Genomic DNA, 12,108 nt, shown 5'->3' on the forward strand with positions numbered 1-12,108 from the left:
GATTGTGGAATCTGCAGCTGGGTATTGTCCCACAAGAATAATAGTATGACCAAATACGGCCACAGAGCCCGTGTATTGCCATCGACCCTATCGCCAATCCAGTTCACTGGTGACCTGTTCGTATGACCAAATATGGCCTGAGAGCACGCGTTCTCGCCTTTACCATTTTGCCCACCCTGATCATCGGTGGCCTGATGGCCGGTTACTTTACCTTCCACCGCTATCAGCAGTTGGAAAACAACCTCATCGATCAGGGGATCAACATCATTGAACCCCTGGCGATTGCCAGTGAATATGGCATGACCCAGCACAGCCGCGAGTCCCTCAAGCGGCTGATTGGCCTGACCCACCGCAAAAATTCTCCGCTGATCAAGTCCATAGCTGTCTTCACCCAGGACAACCAGCTGTTCGTCACCTCGAACTATCACCGGGATTTCACCCGCCTCAGATTGCCAGATGGGGTGCCGATCCCGGATCTGACCAGCATCACCTTGCAGGGGGACGACATCATTTTGCGTACCCCGATCCAGGCCGAAACCAGCATGGACGGTTTCCCGCTGCCCAGCGATGCCGAGCCACCGATGATCGGTTATATCGCGATGCAGATGACCACAGATCGGGCCATGCTGCTGCAGTACCGCGATACCTTCTTCGCCATCATCATGGTGATCATCGGCGTCGCCTTCAGCACCCTGTTTGGTTTCCGGCTGGTCAAGAGTGTGACCCAGCCCATCACCAACATGGTGCAGGCAGTGCACAAGATCAGGGAGGGACGGCTCGATACCCGGGTCAGCGGCCAGCTCACCGGCGAGCTGGATATGCTGAAAAACGGCATCAACGCCATGGCCAAGGCGCTCTCCGAATATCACGAAGAGATGCAACAGAATATCGATCAGGCCACCTCTGACTTACGCGAAACCCTGGAGCAGATCGAGATCCAGAACGTCGAGCTCGACATGGCCAAGAAGCGGGCGCAGGAGGCAGCGCGGGTCAAATCGGAGTTTCTGGCCAACATGTCTCACGAGCTGCGCACCCCGCTCAACGGGGTCATCGGCTTCACCCGCCAGTTGCTGAAAACCAGTCTAACCCCGAGCCAGACCGACTACATGCAGACCATCGAGAAGTCGGCGCGCAACCTGCTTGGCATCATCAACGACATCCTCGACTTCTCGAAGCTGGAGGCGGGCAAGCTGCAGCTGGAGCATATCCCGTTCAGTCTGCGCGACACCCTCAACGAAACCATGCACCTGCTCGGCCCCAGTGCCCACGACAAACAGCTGGAACTGTCGCTACGGGTGGATGCGAACGTACCGGACACCCTCACCGGTGACCCCATGCGGCTACAACAGGTGCTGACCAACCTCACGGGCAACGCCATCAAGTTCACCGAGCAGGGTAACGTAGATGTCCATATCGAACAGATCGGCAGCGGCCACCACAAGGTGAGACTCAACGTCCAGATCCGCGATACCGGCATCGGCATTTCGCCAGAGCAACAGCGCCAGCTATTCCAGGCTTTTAACCAGGCCGACTCCTCCATCTCTCGCCGCTACGGCGGCACCGGGCTTGGCCTCGTCATCACCCAGAAACTGGTACAGCAGATGGGTGGCCAGATCCGTTTTGAATCGGTACTGGACCAGGGCTCGACCTTCTCGTTCAGTCTGGATGTCGAGGTCTCACCGCTGCCTCAAACCGACCAGCTGCCGCTGGATCGTATTCAGGGTAAACGGCTCTGGCTGCTGGAACCGGACACCTTCGCCCAAGCCTCGCTGCTTGCGCTGCTGGCGGAGTGGCAGCTCGATGTGCACCCCTTGGCAATTGACGACCCCTGGCCTGAAATGAGCGAGCAGGATATGGTGCTGATCGGCAGCAGCACCCGACACATACCGCAGCAAGTGCTCCAGCGGCTCGACAGCCTGAGCGGTCAGCAGCAGAACACCATAGTGCTGCTGAGCAGCCACGAACCGGCGCTCTATGAAGCTATGCTGGCCCACGGCGCCCAGCACTGCCTCTCCAAACCGGTCAACCATCGCAAGCTGCTGCACGCCCTGCTCTCACCGGAAGCGAGCCGCCAGAAGCTGCCAGCGCAGCCCACCCACCACCCATTGCAACCGATCAAGGTGCTGGCGGTGGATGACAACGCCGCCAACCTCAAGCTGATCGCCGCCATGCTCAAGGAGATGGTCAGTCAAGTAGTCGTGTGTAAAAACGGCAAAGAGGCGGTCAAACAGGCCCGCAGCCAGCCATTCGACATCATCTTTATGGATATCCAGATGCCGATCATGGATGGCATCAGTGCCACCCAGGCGATCCGCAACCAGTCCCTCAACACCACCACCCCGATCGTGGCGGTGACCGCCCACGCCATTCCCGGTGAACGGGAGCGGCTGATCCGCCAGGGGATGGATGACTATCTGACCAAGCCCATCGACGAGAGCATGCTGGCCCAGCTGATCACCGATTTTGCCCATCGCCGTCACCAGAATGACGGTGCCCAGCAGATCGACTGGGCACTGGCGGTGCGTCAGGCGGCGGGGAAAGAGGAGCTCGCCAAAGAGATGCTGGCCATGCTGCTGGCCAACTTCGACGAAGTCGAGCCAGTGCTGGATGCCGCACTGGCGAGTGAAATTGCTGATGAGGTGGTGCTGACCCAGATCCACCGCCTTAACGGTGGTTGCGCCTACTCCGGCGTGCCCGGCTTGCAGCGGCTACTCTCCCAGCTGGAGCAGCAACTGCGGGACGGCGTGCCGGTCAGCGAGCTGGAGCCCGAACTGCTGGAGCTGCAGGATGCGCTGGAACTGGTGCGTCAGGAGGCACCTCGCTATCTTCCCTGACGCCAATTTGCTTGATTGAAACTGTATCGGTCCCCGCTTTTTCTGACGCGGGGGCCGCCAGATGGTAAAGTTGCGCCGTTTAAACAGGAGTCATCATGACCAACAACGATATTCTGCGCCGTCTGCGCTACGCCCTCACCATCAGCAACGATGAGATGGTCGACATGTTCGCCAAAGGCAACTTGCCGGTCACCCACACCGATCTGCACAGCTGGCTGATGAAAGAAGCGGCGGAAGGGGAAGAGCAAGAAGCAGGCTATGTTGCCTGCCCCGATGCGGCCCTGAGCCAATTTCTGGATGGCTTCATCATCGCCCGCCGTGGTGTGCGAGCAGATGCCCCCGCCCAGGTGATCCCGAACCGGATCAACAACAACCTGATCCTGCGCAAGCTGCGCATTGGCCTCAACTACAAAGAAGAGGATATGCTCGGCACCCTCAAACTCGCCGACTTCAGCCTCTCCAAATCCGAGCTCAGTGCCCTGTTCCGCTCCAAGGATCACAAGCACTATCAGGATTGCGGGGATCAGATCCTGCGCAACTTCCTGATCGGCCTCACTGCCAAGTACCGCGGCTAACAAGCAGCGCGGCTGACCGTTCCAGAGAGCCCGACATGCGCCAGCGACTCACTCTTGCCACGCTCACCGTACCGGCTGCAGCAGGGGGATGGCGCTGGTGCTTGTTACTCCCCCTCTTCTTCCTGCTGCTGGGTGGCTGCACGCCGGCCGGGTATCAGCTCTCTACCCGCTATCAAAGTGCCAACCAGAACGCCCGCATCGCCTTTCTGATCCTCCATTACACCGACGAAGATGATGCCAACTCCCTGCGCCTGCTGACCGAGCCGGAGCACAAGGTGAGCGCCCACTACCTGATCCCCCGCGAAAACCGCGAGACCCCGCTGCCGATCTATCAGCTGGTGCCGGACAGCGAACGCGCCTGGCATGCAGGGCGAAGCCGCTGGCACCAATATGCCGGGCTCAATGCCAGCTCCCTTGGCATCGAGATCGTCAACCTCGGTTATCCAGCGGAAGATGAGCAGCTGGCCCCCGATGCGCGGCGCTGGCAACCCTACACCCCCGCGCAGATTGCCGCCGTCGGCGCCCTCAGTCGGAAGCTGGTCGCCCGCTACCAGATCCCGGCCACTCAGGTACTGGGCCACAGCGATGTCGCCCCCGAGCGCAAACAGGACCCCGGCCCCCACTTCCCCTGGCGCCAGCTCTATCTGGAATACGGGGTCGGTGCCTGGCCCGATGAAGCTCGGGTTGCCGCGCTGCTGGCCAGCCCCCTGCCCGACTGGGATGCGGCCATGTGGCAGCAGCAGCTGGCCCGCTATGGCTATGGCCTGCCCCGGAGCGGCCAGTGGGATGAGCAGAGCCGCGCCGTCATGCGCGCCTTTCAGCTCCACTTTCGCGCCAGCAAGGTCGATAGCGAAGCAGACCGCGAATGTCAGGCCATCCTGATGGCGCTGCTCGAAAAATACGTCTCCTGATCCCCCCGCACTACTACGTACGGTTTGATAGCCATTAGCTATCAAACCGTTAGCCACGAGCGATTGTCCCTCTATTTTGCAAGGCGTTACTCTTACTGCGTTCCGAAAGACAATTTCAAACCGATTTCCACATCTGGAGGTGAATGATGAAAAGCCCGATTGGTCTTGATACTGCTCAATCACAAGTCCTAGCAGCCGAGTTGAACAAATTGCTGGCCAGCTACCAGATCCTCTACATGAACGTGCGCGGCTTCCACTGGAATATCCGTGGCAACCAGTTCTTCGAACTGCACCTGAAATTTGAAGAGATTTACAACGACCTGCTGCTCAAAGTCGATACCCTGGCCGAGCGGATCCTGACACTGGATAGCGTGCCCATGCACAGCTTCAGCGACTACCTGAAAGTCTCAGCCATACCCGAGCAAAAGGGGCTGCACGATGGACGCGCCTGTGTCGAATCGCTGCTGGAGAGCTTCCGCGAACTGCTGGTCGCCCAGCGCCGCATTCTGGGTCAGGCTGCCGAAGCCGGTGATGAGGGCACCGCCTCCATCCTCTCCGACTATGTGCAGCAACAGGAAAAACTGGTCTGGATGCTGCGCGCTTATCTGGCCTAACCCATTGTTAAAGTGAGTTTTGTTGCAAACCTGAGTTGTCTCTCCTGTTATCCACCCGCTTGCCGCCCTGTTTGGGCGGCTTTTTTTGTTTTTGATCTGCATCAAGGGAATCTTAATTGGCAAATTGAATGCCTATTAAGTTTTTCGCGAGAGGAATAGAATCGCCACAAAACAGACAACTGAAATGTCCAATTAGGAGAGACATGATGTTTTGTGTGCAATGTGAACAGACAATTCGTACCCCGGCTGGCAACGGCTGTGCCTACGCACAAGGTATGTGCGGCAAGACGGCGGAAACCTCGGATCTGCAGGATGTGCTGATCTATACCCTGCAGGGTCTCAGCGCCTGGGCGCAGGCCGCCCGCGAGCACAACATCATCGACCGCGAAATCGATGCCTTCGTGCCCAAGGCCTTCTTCGCCACCCTCACCAACGTCAACTTCGACTCGAATCGCATCGTGGCCTACGTCAATCAGGCCCTCGCTTATCGCCAGCAGTTGGCCGAGCGTCTGGCCGGGATGGCGGTGCAGGTAAACGACTTGCCACACTCCGCTTACTTCGAGCCCGGCGCCGAGCTGCTGGAGCAACTTGCCCATGCCGCGCCAGCCGCCCCCAATCGGGGCAAGAACGAGGTGAACGAAGACATCATGGGGCTTCGCCTGCTCTGCCTCTACGGCCTCAAGGGCGCCGCCGCCTACATGGAGCACGCCCGGGTGCTGGATCAGCAGAGCGACGAGGTGGCCGCCGAATTCCACCGCATCATGAGCTGGCTCAGCACAGACCCGAACGAAATGGGTCGGCTATTCAGTTGCGCCATGGAGATCGGTCAGCTCAACTTCAAGATCATGGAGATGCTGGATCTGGGTGAAACCAGCGCCTTCGGCCATCCGGAACCGACACAGGTCAGGGTCACGCCAATCCCCGGCAAGTGCATTCTGGTCTCTGGCCACGACATGGTGGATCTCAAGCTCATTCTGGAGCAGACCGCTGGCACCGGCATTCATGTCTACACCCACGGTGAGATGCTGCCCGCGCTGGCCTACCCCTTCTTCAAACAGTACCCCCATCTGGTGGGCAACTACGGCTCCGCCTGGCAGAACCAGCAGAAAGAGTTTGCCAACTTCCCGGGCGCCGTGGTGATGACCTCCAACTGCATCATCGACCCGAATGTGGGTAACTACAGCGACCGCATCTTCACCCGCTCCATCGTCGGCTGGCCGGGAGTGACCCATCTGGAGGGGGGTGATTTCTCCGCCGTGGTGGCGAAAGCACTGGCGCTGGAAGGCTTCAAGCACACCGAACTCGAGCACTTCATCACCATCGGTTTTGCCCGCAACGCCCTGATGCAGGCCGCACCCGCAGTGATTGAGAAGGTGAAAGCCGGGGAGATCAGCCACTTCTTCCTGGTGGGCGGTTGTGACGGCGACAAGGCCGAGCGCGCCTACTTCACCGAGTTTGCCAAAGCGGCACCGCGCGACAGCCTGCTGCTCACCCTGGGCTGCGGCAAGTACAAGTTCAACAAGCTCGACTTTGGCGACATCGGCGGCATTCCGCGCCTGCTGGACGTGGGTCAGTGCAACGATGCCTACTCCGCAATTCAGCTGGCACTGGCGCTCTCCGAAGCGTTCGAGTGCGGGGTCAACGATCTGCCGCTGACGCTGGTGCTCTCCTGGTTCGAGCAAAAAGCCATCGTCATTCTGCTCACCCTGCTCTCCCTCGGGGTGAAGGACATTCGTACCGGCCCGACCGCCCCCGCCTTCCTCACCCCGGCTTTGCTCAAGGTGCTGGAGGAGCAGTTTGGCCTGAAAGGAACCACCACGGCCGAAGCGGATCTGGCAGAAATACTGGCGGCCTGATCGGCACCTCATGTTGTAAGCGTTTGGCGAGCCGCCCGGCTCGCCTTTTTTCTGGATCCGGCTTTTTCATCAGACGTTTTTCAAACCGTTTCAAACCTTATCAAACCCAAGGAGCCTTGTGATGACCTCTCTCACGCTCACCTGCATTGCCCGTCAACAGAACACCCACGACGTAGTGAGCTGGCAGCTGGCGACGGTTGCAGGCAGCCTGCCCCCCGTACTGGCTGGCCAGTGCATCACCCTGCATACCGAGATTGATGGCCAGCCGGAGTGCCGCGCCTATACCCTCTCCTCCAGCCCGCAGGACGGGTGCTGGCAGGTCACCATCAAGGATGTGGGGCTGGTCTCCCGCCATCTGCACCAGACCTTGCAGGTGGGAGACAAGATCCGGGCCGATGGCCCGTTCGGCGATTTCAACCTGACAGCTCTGCCCTGTGAACGGCCGCTGTTTTTGAGTGCCGGTTCCGGCATCACCCCCATGTGGGCCATGCTGCGAGACAAGCTGGCCAAACGGCCGGATGCCGATATTCGCTTTATCCATAGCGCCCGTTCGCCGGAGGATGTGATCTTTGCCGAGGAGCTGGCGACCCTAGCCGCAGCCCATGCCGGTGTGCGCCATGCCCTGATTCTGGAACAGGCCCCTTCAAATCACCCCTGGATTGGCAGACTCACCCCCGCCATGCTGGCCGAACTGGCCCCAGATCTTCGCGAACGCCATGTCTATCTCTGCGGCCCCGCCCCCTATATGGCGGCGGTCAGCAGCATGCTGGCGGAGCTCGGGCTGCCACCAGAGCAGCTGCATCAGGAATCCTTTGGCCTGTCCCCCGTAGAGCCCGCAGCTACCGCCAGCGACCACTTCTGGCTGACCCTGAAAAAGAGCGGCAAAAAGGTGAAAATCCTGCCGGGCCAAACCCTGCTGGCGGCGCTGGAAGCGGCGGGTGAAGCCATGATGGCTGCTTGTCGCGCCGGCGTATGTGGCAGCTGTCGTTGCACCACCACAGGTGACATCGAGCGCCAGAGCGTAATGACCTTGAGCGCGCAGGATCTGGAGAGCGGCGTGGCTCTGGCCTGCTCCTGCACCGCGAAAGGGGATATCAGCCTCGATTATTGATACATGGTGAAGACTTTTTTGAGGTGCGGTGAAGGCATCATAGGTATCCCAACCTTTTCCCTAGTAGGCAGGGGCGCTAGACTCTGCCCCAGTTTCACCAGAACACGGGATAAAAAATGACAATACTGGTCACGGGCGGCGCCGGCTATATCGGCTCCCACACCCTGGTTGAGCTGCTCGGCGCAGGGCAGCAGGTAGTGGTACTCGACAACCTCTCCAACTCCTCACCGGAGTCGCTCAAGCGGGTCGAGCAGATCACCGGCAAGCCGGTCACCTTCGTCGAAGGGGATGTGCTGGACAGAGCCTGTCTGCAGCAGCTGTTTGCCAACCATCAGATCGAATCGGTGATCCACTTCGCCGGTCTCAAGGCGGTCGGGGAGTCGAGCCAGATCCCGCTCACCTACTACCAGAACAACATCAGCGGCACTCTGGTGCTGTGCGAAGAGATGGCCAAGGCCGGGGTTTTCCGGCTGGTATTCAGCTCGTCAGCCACCGTCTATGGCGATCCCGCTTCGGTGCCGCTGCGGGAAGATTTCCCCACCAGCGCCACCAACCCCTACGGCCGCTCCAAGCTGATGGTGGAGGAGATCCTCCGCGACCTGTCCAAATCCGATCCCCGCTGGGCCATAGTTCTACTGCGCTACTTCAACCCGGTCGGCGCCCATGATAGCGGCCTGATTGGTGAAGACCCCAACGGCATCCCCAACAACCTGCTGCCTTATATCAGCCAGGTGGGTGTCGGCAAGCTCAAGGGGCTGGGAGTATTTGGCAACGACTACCCGACGCCAGACGGTACCGGCGTGCGCGACTACATCCATGTAGTGGACTTGGCCATCGGCCACCTGAAAGCACTGGCACGCATCAAGAGCGACACTGGCGTCTTCACCTACAACCTGGGCACCGGTCAGGGCTACTCGGTACTGGAGATGGTCAAGGCGTTCGAGGTAGCCAGCGGCCGCCCCATTCCCTACCAGATCAAACCCCGCCGCCCGGGCGACATCGCCGAGTGCTGGGCCGAGCCGACGCTGGCCCGTGCCGAGCTGGGCTGGCAGGCAGAGCGTGGTCTGGAGCAGATGATGGTCGATACCTGGCGCTGGCAAAGCAATAACCCGAATGGCTATCAAGGCTGATGATCTAGCGGGCTGATAACAAAACGCCCCGACATTTTCATGTCGGGGCGTTTTATTTTGCGGCAGTGACTCAGTTGGTCTGGCTACGCAGCAGTGGCACGCTGACCAATCGGGGGGTTATGCGGTCAATCAGCCGATCCGCTAGCGGGGTCAACAGCAGCCAGGGCAGGCAGAGGCTCGCCAACCCCAGCGCACCGACATAGACATCGGTAAACCAGTGCGCGCCGGAAAAAATACGGGGGGCGGAGAAAAGCGGCACCATCAGCATGGCGTAGAAGCTGGCCTTGCGTGGCAGATAGCGCAGAGCAAAACCGGCGAAGATCATCAAAAAGAGGGCGTGATCCCCCGGGAAGCTATCGCCGGAAGAGTCCTTGGTCGGAATACCGCTGATCTGGGTCACCCGCAGCGCATCGGCCACCATCAGGGTCGGGCTGGGTCGCTCCACCGGCAATCGGTGGCCAAGCTGGTTGATCACCAGTGCGCTCAGCAACATCACTATGCCCATCGCCACCAACTGGCGACGACCAGCCAGATCCCGGGCGAAGAAACAGCGAGCCAGGATCAGCCCCATACAGGCCAGTACCGCCAGATCGAACAGCCGGTTATTGGTGATGGCCACCAGATCGGCCCACAGTGCCGACTGCCCGAGCCAGCCGTTGACGGTATGAAAAATCGCGAGGTCCCACTGATCCCAGGGACCATGAGCTGGCAGCGCAGCCCAACTGATGGCCACCAGACCACCGACCAGATAGCAAAGCAGGAACTTGCCCATGGGGACTCTCCTTTGGAAAAGGGCGATATGGTAAAACTGTAGGGTGCGTCACAAAACCGAAGAATTGTAAGAAAGTACGACACGAAATAAAGCCTCAAATAATGCCCACCCTCCCATTCCAGCCTCGCACACCCCAACAGTGACAAGATTTCTGCTTCCGGTGCCGCATCTGTGGGCCTCTCACCATGAGTGCGGCTTGTGCCACCACCGCAACACCCCCTAGAATGCGCACTTCCCTTTACTGCGAAAGGAAGCGGTATGCATATTCACATTCTCGGGATCTGCGGCACCTTTATGGGTGGTCTGGCGGTGTTGGCAAAACAGCTTGGTTACCGGGTGACCGGCTCCGATGCCAACGTCTATCCCCCCATGAGTACCCAGCTCGAGCAACAGGGCATCGAGTTAACCGAAGACTATGACCCCTCCCAGCTCGATCCGGCGCCGGATCTGGTGGTGATCGGCAACGCCATGAGCCGTGGCAACCCCTGTGTTGAATATGTGCTGGACCGCAATTTGCCCTATATCTCTGGCCCCCAGTGGCTGCTGGAGCATGTGCTGCAAGATCGCTGGGTACTGGCCGTTGCCGGCACCCACGGCAAGACCACCACCGCCAGCATGCTGGCCTGGGTGCTGGAGTACGCCAAGCTGGAACCGGGTTTCCTGATCGGCGGCGTGCCGGGCAACTTCCCGGTTTCCGCCCGTCTGGGCTCTGCCCCCTTCTTCGTGATCGAAGCGGACGAGTATGACTGCGCCTTCTTCGACAAGCGTTCCAAGTTCGTCCACTACCACCCGCGCACCCTGGTGATGAACAACCTGGAGTTCGATCACGCGGACATCTTCCCGGATCTCGCCGCTATCCAACGTCAGTTCCACCACCTGATGCGCACCGTGCCGAGCAACGGCCGGGTGCTGTTCCCGCAGGCCGATGACAACCTCACCGCCGTGCGCAAGATGGGCTGCTGGAGCGAAGTGGAGCTAGTGGGTCAGGACGACGCCAAGTGGAAGGCGGTCAAGCTGGCCGATGACGGCTCCGCCTTCGAGGTGTGGCTGGATGGCGTGAAGCAGGGTGAGGTGCACTGGGAGTGCATCGGCGAGCACAACGTCAACAACGGTCTGATGGCCATCGCCGCCGCCCGCCATGCCGGTGTGATGGTGGAGCATGGCATCGCGGCGCTCTGCCAGTTCAAATCCCCCAAGCGGCGGATGGAGCTCAAGGGCGAGGTGGCCGGCATCAGCGTCTATGACGACTTTGCCCACCACCCCACCGCCATCGAGACCACCCTCGGCGGCCTGCGTGCCAAGGTGGGTGAGTCACGCATTCTGGCGGTGCTGGAGCCACGCTCCAACACCATGAAGCTGGGGGTACACAAGGAGGAGCTGGCCGGCTGCTTCGACGGCGCCGACGAGGTGTTCTTCTTCCAGCCCCCCAACATCGGCTGGGATCTGGGGGAAGTGACAGCTCACATGACCCGACCAGCCAAGGTGTTCAACGATCTTGAGCCCCTGATCAACCGGCTGGTGGCCGAGAGCCGCGATGGCGACCATATTCTGATCATGAGCAACGGCGGCTTCGGCGGCATTCATGACAAGCTGATCGCCCGCCTCAAGGATTACCACGGCGAACTATGAACAAAGCGATCACCCTGGCGCTGACCGGTGCCTCCGGCGCCCCCTACGCCCTGCGCCTGCTCCAGTGTCTGGTGCAGGCAGACTATCGGGTCTACCTGCTCGCCTCCTCGGCGGCTCGTGTGGTACTCAAGACCGAACAGCAGCAGGAGTGGCCCGGCTCGCCGAAAGAGCTCTCTGCCTATCTCTGTCGCCACTATGGCGCCAAGGATGGGCAGATCGTCGCCTGTGGCAAGGAGGAGTGGTTCTCGCCGGTGGCCTCCGGCTCGGCGGCGCCCAAACAGATGGTGGTCTGCCCCTGCTCCATGGGCACCGTCTCGGCCATTGCCAACGGCACCTCCGACAACCTGCTGGAGCGGGCGGCGGATGTGGTGATCAAGGAGCGCGGCCAGCTGATTCTGGTGCCCCGCGAAACCCCCTTCTCGGCGATCCATCTGGAGAACATGCTGAAACTGGCGCGGCTCGGGGTGACCATCATGCCCGCCGCCCCCGGTTTCTATCATGAGCCGAAAAGCATCGAGGATCTGGTGGACTTTATGGTCGCCCGCATCCTCGATCATCTGGGTGTCGAGCATGCGCTGACCAGCCGCTGGGGCTATGGTCACCACTGAGGTGACCACCAAATCCGGCCATAAAAAAACGGCGCCACTCAATGAGTGGCGCCGTTTTTTCGTTAAGC

10 protein-coding genes are annotated in these 12,108 nt (G+C 60.2%); 9 read left to right on the forward strand and 1 reads right to left on the reverse strand.

The features are described from left to right. Positions 1-122 precede the first annotated feature (122 nt). The 7 genes from barA (at position 123) to galE (ending at position 9,031) form a co-directional block, all read left to right on the forward strand. Positions 123-2,834: a two-component sensor histidine kinase BarA gene (gene barA, locus CK911_RS13150; protein ID WP_098970472.1), complete on the forward strand. Its 2,712-nt coding sequence runs from the start codon at positions 123-125 to the stop codon at positions 2,832-2,834. A 95-nt stretch (positions 2,835-2,929) separates the two neighbouring features. Then, the gene (locus CK911_RS13155; protein WP_042023631.1) at positions 2,930-3,409 is read left to right on the forward strand and encodes a DUF1456 family protein; all 480 of its coding nucleotides are present in this window, start codon (positions 2,930-2,932) and stop codon (positions 3,407-3,409) included. A 35-nt stretch (positions 3,410-3,444) separates the two neighbouring features. After that, positions 3,445-4,320, forward strand: coding sequence for an N-acetylmuramoyl-L-alanine amidase (locus CK911_RS13160; RefSeq protein WP_098970474.1), 876 nt, complete (start codon positions 3,445-3,447; stop codon positions 4,318-4,320). Between the two features lie 146 nt (positions 4,321-4,466). Further along, the gene (locus CK911_RS13165) at positions 4,467-4,934 is read left to right on the forward strand and encodes a Dps family protein (RefSeq protein ID WP_042023626.1); all 468 of its coding nucleotides are present in this window, start codon (positions 4,467-4,469) and stop codon (positions 4,932-4,934) included. Between the two features lie 206 nt (positions 4,935-5,140). Then, positions 5,141-6,790 (forward strand): hydroxylamine reductase, encoded by a 1,650-nt coding sequence (hcp, locus tag CK911_RS13170; RefSeq protein WP_098972663.1) that lies wholly within the window; start codon positions 5,141-5,143, stop codon positions 6,788-6,790. Between the two features lie 121 nt (positions 6,791-6,911). Continuing rightward, a complete protein-coding gene (locus CK911_RS13175; protein ID WP_098970476.1) occupies positions 6,912-7,901 on the forward strand; it encodes a hybrid-cluster NAD(P)-dependent oxidoreductase in 990 nt (329 codons plus the stop codon). A gap of 116 nt (positions 7,902-8,017) precedes the next feature. Continuing rightward, positions 8,018-9,031 (forward strand): UDP-glucose 4-epimerase GalE, encoded by a 1,014-nt coding sequence (galE, locus tag CK911_RS13180; protein ID WP_098970478.1) that lies wholly within the window; start codon positions 8,018-8,020, stop codon positions 9,029-9,031. Between the two features lie 70 nt (positions 9,032-9,101). Here the strand turns inward: galE and CK911_RS13185 are convergent, their stop codons facing one another. Next, the gene (locus CK911_RS13185; protein ID WP_098970480.1) at positions 9,102-9,803 is read right to left on the reverse strand and encodes a phosphatase PAP2 family protein; all 702 of its coding nucleotides are present in this window, start codon (positions 9,801-9,803) and stop codon (positions 9,102-9,104) included. A 258-nt stretch (positions 9,804-10,061) separates the two neighbouring features. On the opposite strand from CK911_RS13185, the gene mpl reads away from it, so the two are divergent. Further along, complete coding sequence (gene mpl, locus CK911_RS13190; protein WP_098970483.1) at positions 10,062-11,432, forward strand: UDP-N-acetylmuramate:L-alanyl-gamma-D-glutamyl-meso-diaminopimelate ligase; 1,371 nt, start codon at positions 10,062-10,064, stop codon at positions 11,430-11,432. Then, entirely contained in the window at positions 11,429-12,040 is a 612-nt protein-coding gene (locus CK911_RS13195; RefSeq protein ID WP_068977687.1) for a flavin prenyltransferase UbiX, read from the forward strand. Before mpl ends, CK911_RS13195 begins: the two co-directional genes overlap by 4 nt. The last annotated feature ends 68 nt before the right edge of the window (positions 12,041-12,108 follow it).

This window comes from Aeromonas sp. CU5, from assembly GCF_002586745.1.
GTDB classification, from domain to species: domain Bacteria; phylum Pseudomonadota; class Gammaproteobacteria; order Enterobacterales; family Aeromonadaceae; genus Aeromonas; species Aeromonas sobria.